At 44.2% G+C, this 25,478-nt stretch carries 20 protein-coding genes and 2 tRNA genes; 13 read left to right on the top strand and 9 right to left on the bottom strand.

What is annotated here, in order from left to right; translation table 11 throughout:
• From BDI_RS09205 to BDI_RS09180, 6 genes are all read left to right on the top strand, one after another.
• Positions 1–909, top strand: a complete 909-nt coding sequence (locus tag BDI_RS09205) for a LicD family protein (protein WP_011966606.1) — start codon at positions 1–3, stop codon at positions 907–909.
• 33 nt (positions 910–942) lie between these two features.
• Positions 943–1,770, top strand: a complete 828-nt coding sequence (locus tag BDI_RS09200; protein ID WP_011966605.1) for a glycosyltransferase — start codon at positions 943–945, stop codon at positions 1,768–1,770.
• 61 nt (positions 1,771–1,831) lie between these two features.
• Positions 1,832–3,031: a DegT/DnrJ/EryC1/StrS family aminotransferase gene (locus BDI_RS09195; protein WP_011966604.1), complete on the top strand. Its 1,200-nt coding sequence runs from the start codon at positions 1,832–1,834 to the stop codon at positions 3,029–3,031.
• 15 nt (positions 3,032–3,046) lie between these two features.
• The gene (locus tag BDI_RS09190) at positions 3,047–3,637 is read left to right on the top strand and encodes a sugar transferase (protein WP_011966603.1); all 591 of its coding nucleotides are present in this window, start codon (positions 3,047–3,049) and stop codon (positions 3,635–3,637) included.
• 57 nt (positions 3,638–3,694) lie between these two features.
• Positions 3,695–5,608, top strand: coding sequence for a polysaccharide biosynthesis protein (locus tag BDI_RS09185; protein ID WP_011966602.1), 1,914 nt, complete (start codon positions 3,695–3,697; stop codon positions 5,606–5,608).
• A gap of 144 nt (positions 5,609–5,752) precedes the next feature.
• Positions 5,753–9,052 (top strand): AsmA-like C-terminal region-containing protein, encoded by a 3,300-nt coding sequence (locus BDI_RS09180; protein ID WP_011966601.1) that lies wholly within the window; start codon positions 5,753–5,755, stop codon positions 9,050–9,052.
• On the opposite strand, the gene rfbB is transcribed toward BDI_RS09180, so the two are convergent.
• Both rfbB and rfbC read right to left on the bottom strand, forming a co-directional pair.
• Positions 9,044–10,183 (bottom strand): dTDP-glucose 4,6-dehydratase, encoded by a 1,140-nt coding sequence (gene rfbB / locus BDI_RS09175; RefSeq protein WP_005854971.1) that lies wholly within the window; start codon positions 10,181–10,183, stop codon positions 9,044–9,046. The genes BDI_RS09180 and rfbB overlap by 9 nt on opposite strands.
• A gap of 13 nt (positions 10,184–10,196) precedes the next feature.
• Positions 10,197–10,754 carry a dTDP-4-dehydrorhamnose 3,5-epimerase gene (gene rfbC, locus BDI_RS09170; protein WP_005865007.1) on the bottom strand — a complete coding sequence of 186 codons (558 nt, stop codon included), beginning with the start codon at positions 10,752–10,754 and terminating at the stop codon, positions 10,197–10,199.
• Between the two features lie 165 nt (positions 10,755–10,919).
• Here rfbC and BDI_RS09165 point away from each other — a divergent pair.
• The 4 genes from BDI_RS09165 (at position 10,920) to guaA (BDI_RS09150) (ending at position 14,393) form a co-directional block, all read left to right on the top strand.
• Positions 10,920–10,991, top strand: a tRNA-Cys gene (locus BDI_RS09165).
• Positions 10,992–11,050: 59 nt separating this feature from the next.
• A tRNA-Cys gene (locus BDI_RS09160) sits at positions 11,051–11,122 on the top strand.
• A 391-nt stretch (positions 11,123–11,513) separates the two neighbouring features.
• Positions 11,514–13,034, top strand: coding sequence for a glutamine-hydrolyzing GMP synthase (guaA, locus tag BDI_RS09155; RefSeq protein WP_005854975.1), 1,521 nt, complete (start codon positions 11,514–11,516; stop codon positions 13,032–13,034).
• Positions 13,035–13,085: 51 nt separating this feature from the next.
• Positions 13,086–14,393, top strand: coding sequence for a glutamine-hydrolyzing GMP synthase (guaA, locus tag BDI_RS09150; protein WP_005854978.1), 1,308 nt, complete (start codon positions 13,086–13,088; stop codon positions 14,391–14,393).
• 88 nt (positions 14,394–14,481) lie between these two features.
• On the opposite strand, the gene BDI_RS09145 is transcribed toward guaA (BDI_RS09150), so the two are convergent.
• The 7 genes from BDI_RS09145 to BDI_RS09115 form a co-directional block, all read right to left on the bottom strand.
• Positions 14,482–15,219 carry a 3-keto-disaccharide hydrolase gene (locus tag BDI_RS09145; protein WP_005854980.1) on the bottom strand — a complete coding sequence of 246 codons (738 nt, stop codon included), beginning with the start codon at positions 15,217–15,219 and terminating at the stop codon, positions 14,482–14,484.
• A gap of 109 nt (positions 15,220–15,328) precedes the next feature.
• On the bottom strand, positions 15,329–16,027 hold the full coding sequence (locus BDI_RS09140) for a 16S rRNA (uracil(1498)-N(3))-methyltransferase (protein ID WP_005854983.1): 699 nt from the start codon (positions 16,025–16,027) through the stop codon (positions 15,329–15,331).
• A 38-nt stretch (positions 16,028–16,065) separates the two neighbouring features.
• On the bottom strand, positions 16,066–17,382 hold the full coding sequence (locus tag BDI_RS09135; RefSeq protein WP_005854986.1) for a NupC/NupG family nucleoside CNT transporter: 1,317 nt from the start codon (positions 17,380–17,382) through the stop codon (positions 16,066–16,068).
• Positions 17,379–18,020, bottom strand: a complete 642-nt coding sequence (locus tag BDI_RS09130; protein WP_005854990.1) for a bifunctional nuclease family protein — start codon at positions 18,018–18,020, stop codon at positions 17,379–17,381. Before BDI_RS09130 ends, BDI_RS09135 begins: the two co-directional genes overlap by 4 nt.
• A 72-nt stretch (positions 18,021–18,092) precedes the next feature.
• On the bottom strand, positions 18,093–18,701 hold the full coding sequence (locus BDI_RS09125) for a sensor histidine kinase (protein ID WP_011966600.1): 609 nt from the start codon (positions 18,699–18,701) through the stop codon (positions 18,093–18,095).
• 452 nt (positions 18,702–19,153) lie between these two features.
• Positions 19,154–19,951: a M48 family metallopeptidase gene (locus BDI_RS09120; RefSeq protein WP_005854995.1), complete on the bottom strand. Its 798-nt coding sequence runs from the start codon at positions 19,949–19,951 to the stop codon at positions 19,154–19,156.
• An 8-nt stretch (positions 19,952–19,959) separates the two neighbouring features.
• A complete protein-coding gene (locus BDI_RS09115; RefSeq protein ID WP_005854998.1) occupies positions 19,960–20,883 on the bottom strand; it encodes a DUF5106 domain-containing protein in 924 nt (307 codons plus the stop codon).
• Between the two features lie 87 nt (positions 20,884–20,970).
• On the opposite strand from BDI_RS09115, the gene BDI_RS09110 reads away from it, so the two are divergent.
• The 3 genes from BDI_RS09110 to BDI_RS09100 all read left to right on the top strand — a co-directional run bounded on the left by BDI_RS09110 (position 20,971) and on the right by BDI_RS09100 (position 25,455).
• Positions 20,971–21,858 carry a LysR family transcriptional regulator gene (locus BDI_RS09110; protein ID WP_005855000.1) on the top strand — a complete coding sequence of 296 codons (888 nt, stop codon included), beginning with the start codon at positions 20,971–20,973 and terminating at the stop codon, positions 21,856–21,858.
• 109 nt (positions 21,859–21,967) lie between these two features.
• Positions 21,968–23,023: a YeiH family protein gene (locus BDI_RS09105; protein WP_005855002.1), complete on the top strand. Its 1,056-nt coding sequence runs from the start codon at positions 21,968–21,970 to the stop codon at positions 23,021–23,023.
• Between the two features lie 86 nt (positions 23,024–23,109).
• Positions 23,110–25,455, top strand: coding sequence for a transglycosylase domain-containing protein (locus tag BDI_RS09100; protein WP_005855004.1), 2,346 nt, complete (start codon positions 23,110–23,112; stop codon positions 25,453–25,455).
• Positions 25,456–25,478 lie beyond the last annotated feature (23 nt).

Below are 25,478 nucleotides of genomic sequence, written 5' to 3'. Positions count from 1 at the left end.
ATGAAATCTGATAGTGAATTGATGAATGAGTTAGCTCATAAAACGAATTATTTACATGAGATGACATCTTCGGAGTCTTCTGCCATGAAGCGAGCTTTGTTGGATATATACAGGGATGTAGCGAAATTATGTGAAAAAGAAGGCTTGACATTAATGCTCAGTGGTGGAAGTTGTTTGGGAGCAGTCCGACATAAAGGTTTTATACCTTGGGATGATGATTTAGACGTAATGATGAGACGTGATGATTATGAAAGATTGATTCGATTGTGTAAGGAGGGGAGGTTAGGTGATAAATATGAGTTTGACTATCCTAATAAGGATGCTGATGCGAAAACAGTATTCTTGAAGATATATAGAAAGAACTCCTTTAATATAGAACTTTTCAATGAAAACTCTCCCTTCCCTAAAGGTTTATATATTGATGTATTTGCTTTAGATTCAGTACCTCAGTCTAAGTTCATGCAAGCCATGAAAGGTTTTGTTGCCAATGTAATCCAGTTTATATCCATTATGGTTTTGTATGCGCAGTATCCTAGTAAGTCTTTGTCTGAATTTGTATCTCTAGATTCATCGTTAAAGAGAAGATATCAGATTAAGAAAATCATGGGATCTTTCTTCGGAATTATTCCACATGCAAAATGGGTTTATTGGTTTGATCGTTTTGTGGCTTCTTCAAAGAATGGTAACCCTCTAGGTATTCCTACTGGTAGAAAATATTATAATGGAGAAATATTTGATGCTTCTGTATATTTTCCTCCAAAAGAGGCTTTGTTTGAAGGAGAAATCGTTTATATACCTGCTGACTATGATCGGTATTTGACAAATCTTTATCATGATTATATGCAATTGCCTCCAGTAGAAAAAAGAGAGAGGCATTTTATTTTGAAGTTTCAATTGCCTAATGATTGAAGCATAGAAAATTTTTGTATTCTATTATTTAGAATGAAAAACAAGCTATTTAGCGTACTTATTTCTGTTTATAAGAACGATAACCCTGATGATTTTAGAACAGCTATCGAGAGTGTGACCATTAAGCAGACGGTACAACCGGATGAAGTGTTCGTCTATGTGGATGGACCTGTACCTAATGCTCTGGCGAGTACTATCAAACAACTTGAAATGGAGATTCCGGCTGTTTATGTACATTGGGAGGTTGAGAATAAAGGTCTCGGCAGGGCTTTGCAATATGGTATGGAACATGTGAAGCATGAGTTGGTCGCACGAATGGATGCAGATGATATATCTGTTCCGGACAGATTTGAATGTCAACTTTGTCAGTTTGAGAAAGATCTAGAGTTGAGTGTTGCAAGTGGGCACATTGTTGATTTTATTGGTACTCCTGAAAATGTTATCGGTAAACGTACAGTTCCCATAGGTAGTGAGACATGTATGCAATATATCAAGAAACGCGATGTAGTTAATCATCCTGCGGTGATGTTCCGAAAGTCGGAAGTGTTGCGAGCTGGTAACTATCAGGATTGGTATTTAAACGAAGATTCTTATTTGTGGTTGAGAATGTATCTAGTGGGATGCAAATTCAATAATTTAGATAGAGTACTTGTATATATGCGTTCGGGCGAAGGACAGTATGCTAGACGTGGTGGTTGGAAATACTTCAGGAGTGAAGCTGGTTTACAGAAGTTGCGTTATAAACATAGAATCATCAGTTTTCCTCGATACTTATTTAATATGACAGTCCATTTCACAGTGAAAGTGTTGATGCCAAACAGTGTAAGAGGGTGGGTATTTCAGAAGTTGTTAAGAGAATAAAATTATATCTAACAAAAGGTTTAGGTACTATTTGTGTTATTTTATAGTGTTGTTGTATTTTATGAAGAAGATACCTTTTTCGCCTCCCGATATGTCAGAGGCAGAGATCAATGAAGTTGCAGAGGCTCTTCGTTCCGGTTGGATCACTACGGGGCCTAAGACAAAAGAATTTGAGAGATTAATTGCCTTGTGTTGTCAGACGGAGCAAGCTGTATGCTTGAATTCGGCTACGGCTTGTATGGAGTTGATATTGCGTGTTTTGGGCGTTGGACAAGGAGACGAGGTGATTACTCCCGCTTATACGTATACCGCTACCGCAAGTGTAACTTGTCATGTGGGGGCAAAGGTTGTCATGGTGGATACCGCTCCTGATTCGTTTGAGATGGATTATGATAAGTTGGCAGATGCGATCACGGAGAGGACAAAGGTGGTTCTGCCTGTTGATCTTGCCGGTGTGGTTTGTGATTATGATAAGATATTCGCTGCCGTAGAGAGCAAGAAACATTTGTTTTCGCCAGCGAACGATATCCAGAAGGCATACGGTCGGGTTATCGTACTTGCGGATGCCGCTCATGCTTTTGGTGCCAAATGGCATGGAAAGATGTGTGGCGAGATCGCTGATTTTACTTCGTTTTCCTTCCATGCCGTGAAAAACCTTACGACCGCAGAGGGAGGTGCGTTGACTTGGAGAAATCATGATGGGGTTGACAACGAGTCTCTTTATAAACAGTTTCAATTGCTTTCCCTTCATGGGCAGAACAAGGATGCGTTTGCTAAAACGAGGTTGGGGGCATGGGAGTATGATATTGTGGCTCCGTATTATAAGTGTAATATGACGGATGTGATGGCGGGTATTGGCCTTGCGCAGTTGAAGCGTTATCCGGAAATGCTGTATCGTCGTCGTCAGATTATTGAGAGGTATAATGAAGGACTGAAGGGGTGTGATGTGCAGGTCTTGGATCATTTTGGTGATGACCATTCTTCGAGTGGGCATTTGTATCTTGTACGTTTGCTTGGTGAGGATGTGGAATATCGAAATGTTGTGATAGAACAAATGGCTGAACGTGGGATCGCTTGTAACGTACATTATAAGCCTTTACCTATAATGACGGCCTATAAAAATTTAGGCTTTGATATCGCAAATTATCCGAATGCTTATAACCAATACCATAATGAGATTACTTTACCTTTACACACCAGTCTTACGGATGAGGATGTGGAGTATGTGATTTCCAATTTTGTTGACATTATTTCCCAATAAAATAACCCAAACGATTTGAAACGTATATTTGATATTGTTGCGAGCGGGATAGGGCTTATCTTGCTTAGTCCTCTATTTATCATTTTGACAATTTGGATTAAGTGTGATTCTATCGGTCCAGTCTTTTATAAGCAAGTTCGTGTGGGGCGTAATAATATGGATTTTCAGCTATTTAAATTCCGTAGCATGCGTGTGGGTTCAGATAAGAAAGGACTTATTACTGTAGGTGGACATGATCCTCGGATTACTCGGTCCGGCTATTATATCCGTAAATACAAATTGGATGAATTTCCTCAATTGATTAATGTGTTTAAAGGGGATATGAGTTTGGTTGGTCCTCGTCCAGAAGTTCGTAAGTATGTTGATATGTATACGGAAGAACAAATGCATGTGTTGGATGTTAGGCCGGGCATTACTGATTTGGCTTCTATTCGGTATCGAAATGAGAATGAACTTCTTGAACGGGTTAATGATCCAGATAAGTATTATGTTGAAGTAATAATGCCAGATAAATTGCGTATTAATCTGGAATATGTTGCCAGACATTCCTTTACTTTCGATATAAGATTGATATTTCAAACATTTAGAGCTATTGTATCGGAATAGCCCAAAAGAGCTTTTATTCTATAGATTATTCGTGTAACTATATAAACAAGAATTGATATGAGGGATCCTTTTTCTCGACTATCTACCTGGTACTTTTCCAAGAAATCCTTACCCTATTGGGGTATTATCTTGCTGGATTGCTGCTTGATCTTATTTTCCGGCTTGTTGGTGTATACCTTGAATAATGGCGTATTATCAACCTTGGATATCTTGGGGCACCTGCTGGTCACGCTATTGGTATGCCTGATTCCTTATCTGGTAGGCTTTCGCCTGTTCCATACCTATTCGGGGATTATACGTTATTCCTCTTTCGTGGACTTGCAAAAGGTGGGATTCGCCGTCTTGTTTGGCTTGATTTGCGTGGTCGTGTTTCAGGCGTTGACGGACTTTTCTCCTTATTTGGTGTATATCCGTAAACGGGATCTGATCCTCTCTGCGTTGTTGGCTATGAGCTTGATGTGGATGATGCGTGTGTTCGTGAAATATTTTTATGTAAGTACTTTTCGTGTGGCTAAGGCGGAACGAGCCTTTATCTATGGCGTGAAGCAAGGTGGGGTGAGTTTGGCGAAGAGTATCCAGAATCAGGATCCGGCCCGGTTTGTGCTGGCTGGATTTATCTCGGACATGGCTGAGATTGGGAATCGGTATTTAATGGGAGTCAAGGTTTATCCGAATAACGAGGATTTGATTGGTGTGATGAGAAGGCTGCAAGCCGATGTCTTGCTGGTGTCTCCATTGAAAGTTGAGGCGATCCGGAATAATCAGGAGATGGTGGACAGGCTGATCAAGGCGAATATAAAGATCTATATGACTCCTGCCGCCCAAGAGTGGGACGGGAAGAGCGACTTGAGCCATACCCAGCTGAGGGAGGTGAATATAGAGGATTTACTGCCCCGTGATAAGATCGAGATAGACTTGGAGGCTGTGAGGAAGCAGCTTACCGGTAAGCGGATTCTGATAACAGGAGCCGCCGGGAGTATCGGTAGCGAGATCGTGCGGCAGGTAGCCCAGTTCGCCCCGGAACGTATGGTCTTGATAGATCAGGCGGAGACCCCCTTACACGATGTCCGCTTGATGATGGCTCGTCAGTGGTCGAATATAGAATCCTATACGGTTGTGAGCGATATTTGTGTGCGTGAACGCATGGAGGAGCTGTTCGAGGAGCATCGTCCGGATTACGTGTTTCATGCCGCGGCCTACAAGCATGTACCTATGATGGAGGATAATCCGGAGGAGAGTGTCCGTAACAACGTGGACGGTACCCGGGTGATCGCAGACTTGTCGGTGAAATACGGCACGAGGAAGTTTGTGATGGTATCGACTGACAAGGCGGTGAATCCCACGAACGTGATGGGCTGCTCGAAACGTATTTGCGAGATCTACGTGCAGAGCTTGGATCAGGCTATCAAGGATGGGAAGGTGAGGGGGCGTACGCAATTCGTGACGACTCGTTTCGGTAATGTGCTGGGATCGAACGGTTCCGTGATCCCGTTATTCAAGGAACAGATCAAGCGGGGCGGTCCGGTTACGGTGACGCACAAGGATATCATTCGTTTCTTCATGCTGATACCGGAGGCTTGTAAGCTGGTCCTAGAGGCCGGTACGATGGGTAATGGGGGAGAGATCTTCGTGTTCGATATGGGTAAACCTGTACGGATCGTGGATCTGGCTGAGCGTATGATCCGTCTGAGCGGGGTGAAGGGAATCGAGATCCGGTTCACGGGATTGCGAGACGGGGAGAAGTTGTATGAGGAGGTACTCAATGAGGAGGAGACCTCCAAGCCTACTTTTCATCCGAAGATCAAGATCGCCCAAGTCCGTGCGTATGACTATGCTGACGCCAATCTGCGGATTGATGCCTTGGTACATGCTTGTGCCGTGGAGGGGGATATGCAGATCGTGAAGCGGATGAAGGAGATTGTTCCTGAGTTCAAGAGCCAGCATTCTAAATACGAGGTTCTGGATAAATAAATTGTAGAAAAATAAATAAGATACAAAAAGAAGGTCTCTCATTGCGGGGGACCTTTTTTTATGAGATAAGCGTTGTCTTTGGGATAGTATTTCGTATTTTTGCTCATACAATTTAATTAGTGTTGTTTGTGATAAGATGAAGGAATGAGTATGGTACGAATAAGAAAGATATTGCTGGTTGTTGTGTCTGTGTTGGTCGGGATCTTTTTCATACTTCCCTTGATCGGGGTTGGTATACTGAAATGGGCGGTCTTACCTCCGGAGAAGCTGACACCGCTGGTCGTAGAAAAAACAAACGAATTCATAGAGGCGCACTTGGAATGTGAGCGGGTGGAGTTGACTTATTTCGAGACGTATCCTTATCTGGGAGTGAAGTTGACGAATGGACGTTTGATCTCACATCTGGCTGAGGATTCTATAGGCTATCAGGAGGATTTGATGATTCCTTCGGATTCTTTGTTGTCTTTCAAAAAAGCGATCGTCGTATTTAACCCTACGGATTATCTGTTTAGCGGGAAGGTGACGATTCCTCGGGTTATCATGGATAGTATCCGTTTTTATGGTTATGTGAATGAGGAGGGAAAGGCGAATTGGGAGATTTATCAAAGTGAGATGGATTCGGTAGACGAATCATCGTCATCTCCATTGCCTAAAATAGATTTGCAGCAAGTGCATATTACGAATGGGCACTTTGTCTATGATGACCGCCAGCAGGATTTATATACGGCGATCGATGGTTTCTTTTTACATATAGATGGCCTTTTGACCCAACGAGGAAATAAGTTGGATGTGGAGACCGGTTCTTCCTCGATCGTATTCCGTAGCCCGTCTTATTCTTTGGCGAATAAGTTAGCGTTACGCTTCAAGGGACGTTTGTTGTTGGCTGATGGACTTCGCCGGATTGGGTTGAGGGACGCGGAGTTGCTGGTGAATAATCTGCCTTTTACGGCGGATGGCTTTATGGTGCCGGCTACCGAGGATAATCCGTCACGGATCGATATGACTTTCGGGTTGAAGGTTTCCGATATGAATGATCTCTTACATTTTATTCCGGATGAATATTTTAAGGATCGGGATAAAACACTTGCTGAGGGACGTATTATTTTGGAAGGGGATATCCGTGGAGAATTAGGGGATAGTATCGTTCCGACCGTGAACTTATGCTGCAAGATAGAGGATGGTTCTTATCATGTAAAAGGTATTGAACAGGGGATCGATACCTTGCGCATGGACATGGATTTACATTTGAATGGCGCTTACCCAGATTCTTCTTATGTCTCTTTGGAGGAGCTGACATTGATCGGGTTGAATACCTCGCTGACCATGAGTGGAGAGGTTAGGGATATCTGGAGGAATCCCGCGATTCGGGCGGAGATGAAAGGGCAGGTCGATTTTACCCGTTTGGCTAAAGAGTTCTTGAATCCCGACACACTGCTGCTGGAGGGTACCATGATGGCTGATTTATCTACGGTGTTTAAGGTGGATGATATCGTGAATAGCCGCTTCGCCAAGGTCAAATCATCCGGCAATTTGACGGTTGATCGCTTCAAGGCGTTTAGTAAGCCGTTAGGCGTGGATATGTATATCGCTGGGGCGAATCTGTTTGTAGGATCTACGGAAAATGAAAGTAAATATCTGAATGCGAAAGGATTGTTGAGCGCTAATCTATCGGTGGATACCTTGAATATAAAGTATAAGGATGAGATCAGTACGAATATCGGTGGATTGAAGATGGTAGCCAATACGACGCCGGTTATTGATACAACGGCTGTTATCCCTATGACCGCAGGGTTGGAATTTGATCATTTACGCACCAAGTTGCCGGATTCTACCTGGATGGTGGCCGGTAAGACCGTGTTGAAAGGGGGCATCAAGGCTTCTTCTACAGATAAGCGGATCCCTATGGCGGGAGCTACGATCTCGGTGGACACCTTAAAATATATTCTTATCCCTTTACGGACGGGTATGGTTCTGACGGAAAGCCAGTTCTCTTTGGAAGCATTACCTTATCGGCAAGCGATTCGTCAACAACGTGAACGCCGTATTGCCGCCGGTGATACCTTGCGCAGGCGCACGCAGACCACCCGAAGGGCGAATAGACAGCGGTCGCAAGTGGATTCGGTCGCTTCCTCAAACAGTGTCTTACGCCAATGGGAGGCTCGGGGACAAGTGAGGTTTAAGCAATTGAGGGGCTTTAGCCGCTTATTCCCCATTCCGATGTATATTGATGAGACAAGCGTGAAATTCAATACTAACAATATGACGTTGAGTGGTGCCCGCCTGCATTTAGGAAAGAGCGATTTTACTTTGAGCGGAGAGCTTAGCGACATCCGGCGGGCCATGCTACGGGGAGGAAAGCTGAAAGCGAATTTCGAGTTGGAATCCGATCTGATCGATTGTAACCAGTTGATGCTAGCTATAGGTAAAGGTTTGCAGTTTTCAGATCAATTGGCATCCAATTCAGTTGGGGCCTTCTCGGAAGACAGTATCTCCGTACTGGAGACGGATCATCTATTAGCGAATACCGTGGATAGTGTCGCTACGGATTCGATCTCTCAACTATTTGTCGTTCCGAAATTCTTGGATCTGACGCTTCATACAAATGCTAAAAAAATAGATTTTAAGGATCTGAAGTTGGAGGATGTGAAAGGTGAGGTTGTAATCCGGGATCAAAGTATCAATCTGAGCGATTTATGTATGAGCTCGAATATCGGTTCTGGAGATCTGACGATGGTTTATACGACCAAAACAGATCAAGAGGCGACTATGGGATTTGAGTTGTCCTTAAATGATATTTTAGTGGAACGGTTAATCAGTTTATTCCCGGATATTGATACATTGGTCCCTATGCTTCGTTCGTTCGAAGGCATGGTAGATTGCCAGATGACGGCGACTTGCAAGGCGGATTCTACGATGTCCGTGTTGCTGCCGTCTGTAAATGCCTCTTGCTACCTGAGCGGAAAGAATATGGTGCTGCTGGATGGTGAGACATTTACCGAGATATCGAAGACGCTGATGTTCAAGAATAAAAAACGGAATATGATTGATAGTATAGCGGTAGATTTAGCGATCCATGATAACAAGATCGAGGTATTCCCATTCTTGGTGGAGATGGACCGGTATAAAGTAGCCGTAGGAGGAACGCATAATTTGGATATGACGTTCGATTACCATCTCTCGGTTTTAAAATCGCCGGTGCCGTTTAAGCTGGGTATCGATATAAAAGGGAATCTGGATGATTTCAAGTTCAAGATAGTGAAATGTAAATATAAAGATTTCTTGAAACCTACCAAGCAAGCGGAACTGGATAGTACCCGCAGGAATGTGCGTGAGGAGATACGCGAGACGATCCGGAAACAAATAAGAGAGGCCGCTCCCGAATTAGGAAACAGCCTCTCTGAGATTCATCCACATACACACGGTCACGTTGAGGAATCAACGTGATCCATACATTTGCTCGTAATATTTCATGTAATCTCCACCGGTGATATCCTCCACCCATTTCTGGTTCTCAAGATACCAACGGATGGTTTTTACGATACCAACCTCGAAGCAGGTCTCTGGTGTCCAGCCTAATTCGTTGGTGATCTTCGTCGGGTCGATTGCGTATCGTTGATCATGGCCCAGACGGTCTTTTACGAATGTAATCAAGCTGTCGTTGATCCAGTCGATAGAGATTTCTCCATCGGCACCGATCTCTTTTTTCTTTAATACTTGGCGATATTCCGGTTGTTCGGTCATTAGTTGATGGATCGTCCGGATCGTGAGTTTTACGATCTCGATGTTCTGCTTCTCGTTATGACCGCCTACGTTGTAAACCTCTCCCACACGTCCGTGGTGGATGACGGCGTCGATCGCCTTGCAATGATCCTCTACATATAACCAGTCGCGTACGTTTGTGCCGTCACCATATACAGGTAGGGATTTACCTTCCAATATGTTCTTTATAATTAAAGGAATCAATTTTTCCGGGAAATGGTAAGGTCCGTAGTTGTTGGAACAACGGGTAATAGATACCGGCATCTTATACGTCTCGTGGTAAGCCTTTACGAATAAGTCCGCGCTTGTCTTGGAGGCGCTGTATGGGCTTCGGGGATCTAAAGGCGTGGTCTCGTGGAAATACCCTTCGGCACCTAGGCTTCCATAGACCTCATCGGTAGAGACTTGATGGAAACGTACACCTTCACGCCATACCGGATAACCAGTCTCTGCCTTACCGGTAACCCATGCTTTTCGTGCGGCGTCCAATAGGTTTTGTGTACCAAGGATGTTGGTTTGCAGGAATAGCTGGGGATTTTCGATGCTTCGGTCTACATGACTTTCAGCGGCGAAGTTCACGACATAATCGAAGTTGTATTTCTCGAATAGCTGGTCGGCCAAGGCACGGTCGCAAATATCGCCTTTCACGAACTCGCAACGTACTCCATCGATATCCTCGGCGATGGTGCCTAAATTACCTGCGTAAGTCAGCAAGTCTAGGACAACGATCTTGATATCGTCATATTTCGCCAGCATATGTTTGATGAAATTGGCACCGATAAAACCGGCGGCACCGGTAACTAGGTAAGTTTTCATATCTGTACAGTGTTTAGTATTTGAAATTAAGCTCAGCGTCTTTCAGCAATGGAGCCTTGGTGTCTTTCTCGGATAGGTTGATCGATTCCGGATCTGTGATGCTCCAATCTACATGGACCGTGGGATCGTCATAGCGGATTCCCCGTTCATGCGTCGGAGTATATGGATTATCTACTTTATAGGTAAAGATAGCCTCGTCACTTAATACATGGAATCCGTGGGCGAATCCCTGTGGAATAAATAACTGGCGTTTATTCTCGTCCGATAACTCTACAGCTACATATTTGCCGAATGTGGGCGAGCCTTCACGTACGTCTACGGCTACATCCAATACCCGTCCTTTGATCACCCTGACTAATTTAGATTGAGAATAGGGCGCTAGCTGATAGTGTAATCCTCGTAATACGCCTTTAGAGGAGCAAGATTCGTTGTCTTGCACGAACTGGATTTTTCCGATATGCTCCTCGAATTCCGCTTGCTTAAAAGCTTCCATAAAGTATCCGCGCGCATCTTTCAATACCTTTGGCTCAATGATCCATACGCCCGGTATTACAGTTTCTGTATAAGTCATTTTTTCGTTATTTATCTATTTGATAGGCAAAGGTAAGCTCATTTTCTCTACTTCTATAATATTCGGAGGGAAAAATAAAAAAGAAAGGAAAAGTTTGGTAATTCCAATATTATTCTCTTTCTTTGCACTCGCAAAACGAAAGTAGTTGTTTTGTGTTGAAGTTATGGTTCCTTGGATGAGTGGCTTAGTCAGCGGTCTGCAAAACCGTGTACGGCGGTTCGAATCCGCCAGGAACCTCTTGGTAATTGAAAATTCAGTATTAAGAATTGAAAATTACTTTTATTTTTGATTGATTCGGTTCCTTGGATGAGTGGCTTAGTCAGTGGTCTGCAAAACCATGTACGGCGGTTCGAATCCGCCAGGAACCTCGGAGGAAAGCCTCGAAGTTGTTTGTAATGAACGCTTCAAGGCTTTTTTTGTTTTGTCCGTTTGTAACTCTCGCCGGGTTGTCGGGCGGTTCGCTGTTTTCATGGCTTCCCTTGGCCGGATCCTTAGGGGGATTTGTGGTTTTCCTCTTGAGGTATTCATCTTCTAATGGCTGTTGCATGATCGTCCACCATCCGTTGCATGATCATGTAACAGTTGGTGGACGATCGTGCAACGGATGGTGGATAATGAATGTCTCAGGAGGAAAGGCGTAATAGGACAAAGGAAGATCCTTTAAAAGTATCGTGATAAGGAAGAATATTTGCCCAGTGTGTTTATGCTTCCCGAATTTATTACTACCTTTGCGCCACTCAATTAAATAATCATAATTGCATGCACGAGAAACTTATTATTCTTGATTTCGGCTCGCAGACAACCCAGCTTATCGGCCGTAGGGTCAGAGAGTTGAATATGTATTGTGAGATCGTTCCTTATAACAAATTCCCGCATGACGCTACCGACGTGAAAGGTGTGATCCTTTCCGGAAGTCCTTATTCCGTATACGACGAGAATGCCTTTAAGGCTGATTTGACCGAGATACGGGGGAAGTATCCCGTCTTAGGTATTTGTTATGGAGCGCAGTTTCTAGCTTATACATCCGGAGGTAATGTGGAACCGGCTAATTCACGTGAGTATGGACGTGCTAATTTGTCGCACATTGATGGTGAGGATGAATTACTGAAAGGGATCCATGTGGGTTCACAGATATGGATGTCTCATGGGGATACGATTACCGTATTGCCGGATAATTTCAAGGTGATCGCCAGCACGGACGACGTGAGGGCTGCCGCTTACCATGTGGAAGGTGAGCAAACGTGGGGCGTTCAGTTTCATCCGGAAGTATTCCATTCGACAGACGGTACGAAGTTGCTGGATAACTTCTTGAATATTTGCGGATGCGCCAAGGATTGGACACCGGCTTCCTTTATCGAATCTACCGTAGCTGAGTTGAAGGAGCAATTGGGAGATGACAAGGTGATCTTGGCTCTTTCCGGCGGTGTGGATTCATCTGTTACGGCCGTATTGCTGAATAAGGCGATCGGTAAGAACTTGACTTGCATTTTCGTGGATCATGGTTTGCTGCGCAAGAATGAGTTCGAGAACGTAATGAGGGATTATGAGCATTTAGGATTGAACGTGATCGGCGTAAACGCAAAAGATAAGTTCTATAAAGAACTAGCGGGCGTTACGGAACCGGAGAAGAAACGTAAGATCATCGGCAAAGGATTTATCGATGTCTTCGATGAGGAGGCGCATAAGCTGAAAGATATCAAGTGGCTGGGGCAAGGTACGATTTATCCGGATGTGATCGAGTCGCTTTCTATCACAGGTACGGTTATCAAGAGCCATCATAATGTGGGCGGACTTCCGGATACGATGAACTTGAAACTCGTCGAGCCGCTTCGTCTTCTTTTCAAGGATGAGGTTCGCCGTGTCGGTATGGAGTTGGGTATGCAACCGCATTTGATCAAGCGCCATCCGTTCCCGGGACCGGGATTGGGTATCCGTATCTTGGGTGATATCACGCCGGAAAAGGTACGTATCCTGCAAGACGCTGACGATATCTATATGTCATTGATGCGTGAGTGGGGACTTTACGATAAGATTTGGCAAGCTGGGGTAATCTTACTTCCGATTCAATCCGTAGGTGTAATGGGCGATGAGCGTACCTATGAGAATACGGTAGCTTTACGTGCGGTCACTTCCACGGACGCTATGACCGCCGATTGGGCGCAGCTTCCGTACGAGTTCCTCGCCAAAGTTTCCAACGAGATTATCAATAAGGTGAAAGGCGTGAATAGAGTCGTGTACGACATCAGCTCGAAGCCGCCTGCAACCATCGAGTGGGAGTGACATTTGTCTTAGGTATAACAAAGTGTAAAATCAATAAAATTTAAAAGTCACATGAAGCAAGATATGATTGTTATCTTGGATTTAGGTAGTCATGAGAATACGGTGTTGGCTCGTGCTATTCGTGCGTTAGGCGTTTATAGTGAGATTTATCCGCATGACATCACGGTTGAGGAATTAAAAGCCTTGCCAAACGTGAAAGGTATCATTATCAATGGTGGCCCAAACAATGTTATCGACGGTGTAGCTATCGACGTGAATCCGGGTATTTACGAGATGGGCACTCCTGTAATGGCCGCAGGTCATGATAAGGCGTTGTGCGAGGTTAAATTACCGGAGTTTACGGATGATGTCGAGGCGATCAAGGGCGCTGTCAAGTCTTTCGTGTTCGATACTTGCAAGGCTGAGGCAAACTGGAATATGACGAATTTTGTCAATGACCAGATTGAATTGGTAAAGCGTCAGGTAGGGGATAAGAAAGTTCTGCTGGCCTTGTCTGGAGGTGTCGATAGCTCTGTAGTAGCCGCTTTACTTTTGAAAGCGATCGGCGATAAATTGGTTTGCGTGCATGTGAACCATGGTTTGATGCGTAAGGGCGAGTCCGAGGATGTCGTTGAGGTCTTCAAGAACCAGTTGAATGCCAATTTGGTGTATGTAGACGCTACCGATCGTTTCTTGAATAAGCTAGCTGACGTGGAAGATCCGGAGCAAAAGCGTAAGATTATCGGTGGTGAGTTTATCCGTGTATTTGAGGAAGAAGCTCGCAAATTAGATGGAATCGATTTCTTGGCTCAAGGAACGATCTATCCGGATATCGTGGAGAGTGGAACGAAGACGGCTAAGATGGTGAAATCCCATCATAACGTAGGCGGTCTGCCGGAAGATTTGCAATTTGAGTTGGTTGAGCCTTTGCGTCAATTATTCAAGGACGAGGTTCGTGCTTGTGGCGTAGAGTTAGGTTTGCCTTATGATATGGTTTATCGCCAGCCGTTCCCCGGACCTGGTTTAGGCGTACGTTGCTTGGGCGCTATCACTCGTGACAGACTGGAAGCGGTACGTGAGTCGGATGCGATCTTACGGGAGGAGTTCAAGAACGCCGGATTGGATAAAAAGGTATGGCAATACTTTACGGTAGTACCCGACTTTAAGTCGGTTGGCGTACGTGATAACGCCCGTTCTTTCGAATGGCCCGTGATTATCCGTGCCGTCAATACGGTAGATGCCATGACCGCTACGATCGAACCGGTTGATTGGCCTATCTTGATGAAGATTACGGATCGTATTTTGAAAGAGGTGAAGAACGTGAACCGTGTATGCTACGATATGTCTCCGAAACCGAATGCGACAATTGAGTGGGAGTAATTAGGCTTACTTATTAAACAGATATAAAAAGGCCCGGTGATTTATCTGAATCCCGGGCTTTTTATTTATATACGATAGATTCGAAGAACTATTTTAGTTCACGGATCTTGATATTACGGAACCAGATCGGATAGCCATGATCTTGCAGACCGATATAACCTTCTTTAGAAATACCTTCGGTAAAGCCCGGGAAGTTCTTGAATTTACTGTTAGCTACCAAATCATCCCACTCTTTGCTCCATAAAGTATACTCAACAACTTTCTTACCATTTTGGGTATGCGTTACCTTTCCATCTTTTACACGGATTACGATCGTATTCCACTCGCCGGCAGGATTAACTGTTTTCGGATCTGCGGGAAGCATGTCATATAGAGAACCTGCTAGGTGGTTCGCTAATTTGTTGTCGGTTGCGTCCACGTTATCTAGTACCTGTACTTCGGGAGCCGCATAATAAATAGGTTTGCCGGGTACTTCGCGTACATAATAGAAGATACCGGAGTTGCCCATCTTGCTCGCTTTCCAGTCTACCGAGAGCTCGAAGTTTTTGAATTTCTTGTTCTGGTAAAGGATATCGCCATTAGCGCCTTGTCCCGGTTTTTTGCCTTCGCCGGTAAATACTTTCATGGCATTGTCTTCTATAACCCAGTTCGCGGGCATAGCGGTACCGTTACATTGGCGCCATCCAGAGAAGTCTTTTCCGTTGAATAATAATTCCCAGCCAGCTTTTTTTTCCTTCTTAGTCAATGTATTCGGAGTTTGAGCGAAACAGGGGATAGCCATAGCTATGGCCGAAAGAATCAAGAATGATTTGAACAACTTTTTCATGTTACTTAAATTGTTATTAGATTAGATTTGTTAATATCATTACAAATGTAGCAATTTGCTTAATAACCCTTATGAGGATTAACGTATTTTTAATGGAAATAGGATTATTCTATTGATTTAACACATGAATCGTATGGCAAGCCACTAGCGCGGCCGTTTCCGTACGCAGTCGGCTCTCTCCTAAAGAGATCGGCTCGAAGCCATTCTCTTGAGCCAGTTTGATTTCTTCCGGGCTAAAATCACCTTCCGGTCCGATGAGGATTAAGGCATTCTCTCCCGGCTGATACGTATGTTTTAATAGTGGCTTCTCGCCTTCCTCGCAATGGGCGATAAACTTACGCCCATCAAAGGGAGTGGCGACAAACTTCTTGAAATCTGTCATTCCTTCTAACGCCGGCAAAGTCGCTTTCTGGGATTGCTTCATGGCACTGACCAATATCTTCTCCAATCGAATCGGCTTGATCTCTTTACGCTCCGAGAAACGACAATTCAAACAGGTGATCGCATTGATCCCTATTTCCGTCGCTTTCTCCACGAACCACTCCATCCGGTCCATGTTTTTGGTAGGAGCTATGGCTATATGGAGATTGAAGTTCCAGAGATCGGGTTGTTTCCAACTCTCTAAGAGGGTCACCTCACAATGTTTGGGATGCGCCCGGCTAATAGCCGCTTTATAAAAAGAGCCTTGCCCATCCGTCAATACTATCTCATCGCCTTCACCTAGACGAAGTACCCGTATACAATGTCCTGCTTCTTCTTCCGGTAATTCCGGCTTGATAGCTATATCTGGTGTATAAAAAATCTGCATGACCATCTAATTTTCAATTCTCAATTCTCAATTTTCAATTACCCAAGGATCATACCAATTATAGTAGCCGATAGCACAGAGACCAAGGCTCCGCCGATCATAGCCGGTACGCCGATACGTGAAATTAATCCTCGTTTTTCCGGGGCTAATACGCCCAATCCGCCTAATAAGATACCGATAGACGATATATTAGCGAATCCGCAAAGGATATAAGTAGACATCAAGATCGATTTCTCATACATGAATAATCCGGCATCTTTCCATTGCTGTAATTGGAAATAGGCGACAAATTCGTTCAATATGGTCTTTTGTCCCAATAAAGAACCAACTAACATGATGTCTTGGCTGGGAACCCCGATCAACCACATGAAAGGAGAGGTGATTACGCCCAGTATAAATTGGAAGGTCAAGCCCTGCGCCTTACCGTCCGTAATCTTTACAATCCAGTCATTCAGTCCGGTATAACGCCCTATCACACCTTCCGTAATATAATTCGCTAACGCTACAAGGGATATGAATACCAATAACATCGCGGCAATATTCGTCATCAACTTTACGCCGGTAACCGTACCCGATGAGATGGCATCTAGAATATTCGAGTTCTCTTTTTCCTTGCCGGAGATAGCTACATGGTCCGTGGCTTCTTCCGTCTGCGGACAAAGCATTTTCGCTAAAACGATTGAACCCGGTACTGCCATTACGGAAGCCGAGAGCAAGTGAGTGGCGAATAAAACCTTCGCCGCCGGGTCTGTTCCTCCCAACATACCTATGTAAGTACCCATTACGGAACCGGCGATCGTACCCATTCCGGATACCATGACCAAAAATATCTCCGAACGATTCATTGTCGGCAGGTAATTCTTGATCAACACAGGAGATTCTGTCATTCCCATAAAAATATTACCGGCGGCCACTAATCCCTCCGAGCCGGATATATTCATGAATTTACGCAATACCCACGCAAAGGCACCGACTACTTTCTGGATAATCCCCCAATGGTAAAACATGGAAACCAAGGCGGAGAAGAAAATAACAATCGGTAGCGAATGAAGCAAGAAACTGAATCCTGCCGCTTTAGAGGCATACGGGCCTAATAAGAAAGTAAGACCGGCATCCGTGAAGTCCATCAACTTAACAAATATCTTGCCACATCCTTCCAATAGGCTTCCGACGAACGGCACATATAAAACCGCCAAGGCGAATACGATCTGCATGAACAAACCTCCACCTACTAATTTCCAATCGATCCGTTTACGATCATAACTCATCGCATAGGCGATACCTAAAATCGTAATGATCCCAAGCAGACCTCTTAAAAGTGAGACCAGTCCGAATCCTCCTTGTTCTCCAATCATTTGTTTGTGTCCTCCTCTTCTTCTCGACGGCGCAACTCGTCTTTATACATTTTCGCGTATTCGTAATTTTCGTCCGCTATAGCGTCTTCCAATCGCTCGTTTATTTCTTGGATATCCAATAGGCTTAACCATTTCTTTAACTGGGCTTCGTCCTTAATCTCATCCGGTTCTAATTCTAATAAATTGTCATCCTCCTCCGGTTCGTCAGCGGGGATGGACAGGGTGTCTTCCAGTACGACACCGCATTCCTTTACAATCTCCTCGGAAGTAAAGATGTCGCAATTTACCCGAAGCGCTATGGCAATCGCGTCGGAAGTGCGAGAGTCCAGCTTTATCGAGCGCTCACCGTCGCTAAACTCTAATTCTGAGTAAAACACACCATCTTCGAATTTGTATATGTAGACTTCCTTAAGAATGACGTTGAAGGCTTGCGCAAAAGTGGCGAATAAGTCGTGTGTTAATGGACGAGGAGGTACGATATGCTCCAATGCGATCGCTATAGACTGTGCTTCAGCGGTTCCTACGATGATTGGAATTCGCCGTGGACCATTTTCCTCTGCCAAAATTAACGCATAGGCCCCGGATTGAATTTGGCTGTTCGCTAATCCTTGAACCCTTAATTTTATTCTTGTACTCACAGATCTGAAATTTAAAATTGTATACAAAAGCAAAAGTAATATTATTTTCGGGATTATTGCGAATAAATGTGATTAATCACTTTCAGTGTGTTTGGGGTTAAGGGGAAGGATAATGGAAAAACGGCTTCCTTTTCCTATTTCGGACTCTACGGCGATATACCCATCGAAACGTTCGGCTATCACTTTGCAAATGGATAGTCCCAAGCCGGTACCTTTGGCGAATTCATCCAGTTTCGTGAAACGATTGAAAACGGCGTCTTGCTTTTCTTTCGGGATACCAATGCCGGTATCTTCTACGAAAATATGTACATGCCGCTCTTCCTCTCGGTATTCATAACCAATCAATATATATCCCTTTTGCGTGAATTTAATAGCGTTGCTAAGAAAGTTGGTAATCACTTGTGTCAACCGAAACTTATCCGTGGGAATGGATATGCTTTTTTCCGGTATTTGCATACGAAGTTCTACGTTCTCCGGCATTAAAACTTGGAAAGTCTGGTAAATCGTGCTTATTAATTCATTTAGAGAATATTGCTGGAAAGAGAATGACATACGGCCCGATTCGATACGGGAAAGATCTAAGATATCATTGATAAGGTTCAATAACAGATCGCTGTTCGTATTGATTAACTCGGTAAAGTTTTCCCGTTCTGCCTTACTGAGCTCGATGTCTGTGTTCATAAGATTCGAGAATCCGACAATAGCGTTCAATGGAGTCCGGTTTATCGAATGTTCGTTTCAGTGTTTCATTAAAAATCGGGTAGGTATCTTTCTTTTGCTCAAAAGAATGGATAAGCACGATTTTCTTTTCTTCTTTTTCTTGGCAACCTAGGGTTAACAAAGAGACAAGAAATATGGATATGGCAAAAATTAAATATTTATGTGTGTGTTTCATGATTCTTAATAGATAGATCTTTTGCAAAGGTAGAAGTTTTTTTGACTATCAAAGCAAAAAAAAATGGTCATCCGTCACGGACAACCAATCTTCATTGCTAACCTTAAATCTAATACCATGAAAAACACGGTGCAAATATATAGTATTTTATGTTGTACAGCATGATTTCGTGGCGTAAATCCTTGATACGTTAGCTTTATTTTAATAATAGTCCGTCCTGCTAAAGGACCGTTAACAGTTATTGCTTGCTTTTCACGTACTCATCGGCCTTCTCTTTTACCCGATCGGCACGTTTTTGAGTCTCGGGATGGCTTGAGAACATCTGCATAAACTTGGACGATTTAGCTTCCGACTCACTCAGTTGTAACAATTTATTTAATGAGTTAGACATTCCGTACGGATCTCGCCCGTAATCTATACAAAACTGGAAACCGAATTCGTCCGCCTCATACTCTTGTTTCTGGGAATATTGAGCGCCAGCCAATGCCTGTGCCATGTCTCCCAGTTGAGAGTCGGTCAGCTTGGATACGGTTCCACTTACGGCTCCGGCGGCGTTTTTAGCGGCGGAGGTCAAGTAAGCGTTTTTCATGGCGTCTTTAGAGTCGGAATGAACGACGTGCCCGATCTCATGACCGATAACGGCGAATACCTCGTCATCGTCCATGATTTTCATCAATCCGCCACATACGCGTACACTTCCGTCTCCACAGGCGAAAGCGTTTACATCTACTACATTATATACTTTAAAGTTTAAGTCTAGGCCGGAAACTTTTTTTACATTGGCGGTCAAGCGTTCCAAGCGTTGTCCCATTTCCGTATCCGGGCCCGCTACCTCGTTATGAGTGTCCATCCATTGGATGTACTCTTTTGCCATTTTGGCTACATCCTCGTCGGATAGAGTAGCGGCATGCGCTACATCAGTCGCGGCATTAATCACTTTTTTCGTATTAATGGTCTTGCCGCCAATCTTGAATTGGGCGGAAACTGTTAGGCTCACTCCTGCTAAGAAAGCCAAGGACAATAAGATTTTTTTCATGTTTTAAATTAGTTAGTTGTTTGTGATAAATAATTTTCGATCTGTTGAAAAGTAGCATCTTTCAACAATACTTTCTTCTCTTTGTTCAATAGGTATAATGTGGGTATCGCTTTTAAGTCGTAGATCTCGTCGTTTTTAAGCGAAACACTTTTGTCGTATGAGTTGATCCAATCTTTAGGCATGACGGAAACGTGTTCTTTCCATGCGTCCAGATCCTCGTCCGGATAAACGGCTAAGATCTTTAGTTTGTTGCTTTTTGAAAATTCATTGATCAAGAAGGACGATTCCATTTGTCTGGTTATTTCTTGACAAGCATGACAGTCCGGATTATAGAAAAATAATAATAGATAATCCGCTTTTATATTGTATAATTTCCCGGTTTGTCCGTTCGCTAATGTGTACGTGAAATCGGTCGCAGGCGTCCCGATTCTGTTTTTTAATGCGAGCTCTAGCAAATGGGCGGGACGTATCTTTTCCACATCGCTTAATGACGAGGATTCGGTAAGATATTCCAATACCGCTATATACATTTCCTCATTCCTTAAGGGGGAGTTCGGGTCGTATAGATATTTCTCCATCATCTCGGAAAAGTACTGAAACATGGCACTGTCTTGTTCTGTTTGTTTCATCATCGCTTTTACGGAAGAAGACATAGCCGCAGGCGAGACATAGTTCATCAAATCTATATAGTTGGATAATGCCTGCTCGGTCACTTGAGGTTCATGGATATAGGTCGTATCCTTGAAGTCGAATTTATCCCAATAATGTTTCACTAAATATTCGGCCCTTTCCACCGGGTCTGTGATTAGGGTGGGGACTGAGACCATTTCAAAGGTGGGTGGCGCTACATTGGATTCTTCCGTTTTTTGATTGCGTTGACCACTGCATGCATTGACGGTCAACGTCAACAATAAAACATATAGATATTTCATATTTATTCATATATTTATGTTTCAATCCACAAATATATAGTATTATTTTTATCTTTGTTAAATTAAAACGGCAAAAGATAGAATATCATGGATTTTCGATTAAAAGTATTTCATAGCGTAGCTTGTAACCTAAGTTTCACGAAAGCGTCCCGGGAGTTGTTCATTAGTCAACCCGCTATTAGTAAGCATATCCATGAGTTGGAGGTTCAATATAAGACGCCTCTCTTTGAACGAACAGGTAGCCAGATCCGTTTAACTCGTGCGGGCGAGTTGTTGTTTTCGCATACCCATTCCTTATTGGCTTCGTATCGTCAATTGGATTTCGAGATGAATCTGTTGACAAATAATTTTCTGGGGGATTTACATTTAGGTGCCAGTACGACAATATCCCAATATGTTCTTCCGCCCGTGCTTGCTTTATTCATTAAGATGTTTCCGGATATACATGTATCTGTATTGAATGGGAATAGCCGGGATATAGAGTTGGCTTTGCGAGATGGAAAAATAACGTTAGGATTGGTGGAAGGGACTACCCGTCAAAATACGATGCATTATATACCTTTTATGAAGGATGAGTTAGTGGTTGTCACTCATGTAGGGTCTAAGTTGGCTGCTTATGACGAACTGACGTTGGAACAACTTTGTGCTTTGCCCGTAGTACTTCGTGAAAACGGCTCCGGTACGCTTGAGGTCTTGGAGGGGGCTTTAGCAAAACACCAGATCAAACTGTCGCAATTGAACGTATTATTGCAGCTAGGTAGTACGGAGAGTATCAAATTATTCTTGGAAAATTCCGATGCTTTGGGAATTCTTTCTATTCGGGCGGTGACACGTGAGCTGATGGCTGGACGTTTGAAAGTGATAGATATTGAGGGCTTTAAGGCCGAACGAACTTTCTCCTTTGTGGAGCCGCAGGGACAGAACAGCGGTATGGAAGAAAGTTTCATGCGTTTTGCCAGTCAACATTGGCAATAACTTTAGGTTATTCGCTATAAAAACTTGTGAAGTAAGGGATCGGATGAAAATATGTACTTTCGCGAACGAAATCAAATGATGATATGTTGTACTAAATAAATCAATAATTATGTTTAGCGAAAAACGAGGTAACGTATTACATGGTGTCTTGCTGATAGCCCTTTTCTCTTGTTCCGCATTCTATATCGCGGAGTTCCAGTTTGTTAAACAAATGTCATTCAGTCCGCTGATTGTCGGTATTATTTTAGGTATGTTATACGCCAACAGCCTGAGAAACCATTTGCCGGAGACGTGGGTTCCGGGTATCCTGTTTTGTACTAAGCAAGTACTTCGTGCGGGTATCGTACTATATGGGTTTAAGCTGACCTTCCAGAGCGTGATTGCGATCGGCCTTCCGGCAATCCTGATCGATATGGTGATCGTGGTGCTTACCATCTTGATCGGTGTTTGGGTGGGACGATTGATGAAAATGGATAAAGACCTTGCTTTACTGACTGCCACGGGTAGCGCTATTTGCGGGGCTGCCGCGGTATTGGGCGCTGAACCGGTCGTGAAGTGCGAGGCTCATAAGACGGCGGTTGCCGTATCGACAGTCGTGATTTTCGGTACGCTTTCTATGTTTATTTATCCGGTGATGTATCGTGCGGGTATTCTTGATTTAGACCCGGAGCAAATGGGACTTTATACGGGTGCGACCTTGCATGAGGTAGCTCATGTGGTAGGAGCCGGTAACGCTATGGGAAAGGAAATTTCGGATGCGGCTATTATCGTGAAAATGATTCGTGTGATGATGTTAGCTCCTGTGCTAGTGGTCATGAGTTTCATGTTGGCTCGAACCGCCGTGAATTCCGTGGTTAACGGGGGGAGGAATGGCGGAGGCGTTGCCCCTTCTCGTGGTAAGATCACTATTCCTTGGTTTGCGTTTGGTTTCTTGGCCGTGATTGGTTTCAATTCGCTCGACTTGCTTCCTCATGCGGTTGTAGATGGGATCAATCAGGTAGATACATTCATGCTGACAATGGCCATGACTGCTCTTGGTACGGAGACAAGTATCGAGAAATTTAAGAAAGCTGGCGCTAAGCCCTTTGTTTTGGCCACTATTTTATATGTTTGGTTACTAGCTGGTGGTTATTTGTTGGCGAAATATGTGCCTCAACTTGCATAAGATCGTATTTTCCTCTATTTTTGTGATCTTAAATAGGTCGTTGTGGATAAGATGAGTCTCTTATCCATACCGTGAAATATAAAAAGATGGCATCAAAGATTACAAAAGGTATCCTTATTTCTTGTTGGATAGTATACCTCGCTATATTAGGGGCGGTGGTAATGGTGTTTATGGCGATAGCGAATGGTTCAATTGGTTATATGCCTCCGGTGGAACAATTGGAGAACCCGATTGATAAATATGCTTCCCAAGTTATCTCCTCGGACGGAAAGGCGTTGGGAGCCTATGCGCATAGCAAAGACAATCGTATTTACGTGAATTATGAGGATCTTTCGCCGGATTTGGTGAAAGCCTTGATCGCTACCGAGGATATCCGGTTCGCCGAACATAGCGGTATCGATGCGCAGGGTTTGTTTCGTGCTATCGTGAAGCGGGGTATCTTGATGCAAAAAAGCGGTGGTGGCGGTAGTACCATTACCCAGCAATTAGCGAAGCAATTATTCTCGCCGAGTGCCGATAATATGATGGAACGTCTTTTCCAGAAACCGATCGAATGGGTGATCGCGGTTCAATTGGAACGTTATTACACAAAGGAAGAGATTATAAATATGTATCTGAATAAGTTTGACTTCTTGTACAATGCCGTGGGAATCCAATCCGCGTCTCGTGTGTATTTTGGAAAGACCCCTAAAACCTTGAAGATCGAGGAAGCCGCCACGTTGGTAGGCATGTGCAAGAACCCTTCTTATTTCAATCCGGTTCGCCATAACAAGCGTACCATCGGCCGTCGTAATACGGTTTTGGAGCAGATGGAAAAGGCCGGGTACATAACCAAGGCGGAATGTGATTCGTTGAAGGCTTTACCCTTGGTCGTACATTTTACCCGTATGGACCATAAAGACGGTTTGGCTCCTTACTTCCGTGAATACCTTCGTCTGACAATGACCGCGAAGAAACCGGAGCGTAAGGATTACGCCTCTTGGCAATCTCAGAAATTCAGTGAGGACTCATTATCTTGGGCGACGAATCCATTATATGGATGGTGTAACAAAAATAAAAAAGCCGACGGGGAATACTATAATCTTTATACGGATGGCTTGAAAATCTATACGAGTATCGATTCCCGTATGCAGAAATATGCGGAAGACGCTGTCCGTGAACATATGAGTAAAGATCTTCAACCGGCTTTCTTCCGGGAAAAGAAGGGACGTAGCTATGCTCCGTTCTCAAGAGACGTAAGTGTCGGTCAAGTAGACACGATGTTGATGCGTGCGATGCACCAGACAGATCGTTACCGGGCGATGAAAAAGAGTGGAATGGCTGAGGCCGATATGCGCAAGGAGTTTGAGAAGCCTGTCGATATGCGTGTGTTTAGTTGGGATGGTCCGATCGATACGATCATGTCTCCCTTGGATTCGATTCGTTATCATAAGAGTTTCTTGCGTACGGCGTTTATGTCGATGGACCCTCGCACCGGGCAGGTCAAGGCATATGTAGGTGGTATTGACTATAATGACTTCCAATATGATATGGTGAATGGCGGTCGCCGTCAGATCGGTTCTACCATGAAACCGTTCCTTTATTCGTTGGCGATGATCGAGGGGATCAGCCCTTGCGACCAGATGCTACATGTGCAGCAGCAGTTGATGGACGAGAACGGTCGTTTGTGGGTTCCCCGTAACGCCAGCGCGAAGCGAATCGGCGAGATGGTTACGATCAAGTGGGGATTACAGAACTCGGATAACTGGGTAACCGCTTATCTGATGAGCCAGCTCTCACCTTATACGTTTGTTCGTTTGCTTCATTCTTTCGGTTTGAAGAATCATATCGATCCGGTTATCTCGGTCTGTCTGGGTACTCCGGATGTATCGGTGGGTGAGATGGTCGGAGCCTATACGGTATTTGCCAACAAGGGCATCCGGGTAGAACCTTTATTCGTGACCCGTATAGAAGATTCATATGGAAATACAATCGCGAACTTTACCCCACAGATGAGTGAGGTGCTGACGGAAGATGCTTCCTATAAGATGCTACATATGTTGAAAAGCGTAATCGACGGTGGTACCGGAGGACGTGTACGTTTCCGCTACGGTATCAAGGCGGAGATGGGTGGTAAGACCGGAACGACCCAGAATAACTCCGACGGTTGGTTCATGGGATTTACGCCTAGCTTGGTTTCCGGCTGCTGGGTAGGCGGCGAGGATCGTTCCATCCATTTCGATCGCTTGGCGGAAGGGCAGGGAGCGAGTATGGCGTTACCGATTTACGCCCTTTATATGCAAAAGGTTTATAAAGATAAAACGTTAGGCTACTCGGAAGACGAGACTTTCGAGATCCCCGAGAAATACGCGAACCCATGTAGCGAAGGTGGGGAGGAAGATAGCCCCACGACCCCACCGGATACGGGAGGCATCGATAAGATGTTTGAGTGATAATAATCAGACTATTACAGTTT

The organism is Parabacteroides distasonis ATCC 8503 (assembly GCF_000012845.1).
Lineage (GTDB): Bacteria > Bacteroidota > Bacteroidia > Bacteroidales > Tannerellaceae > Parabacteroides > Parabacteroides distasonis.
This window is presented reverse-complemented; position numbering and strand designations above follow the sequence as displayed.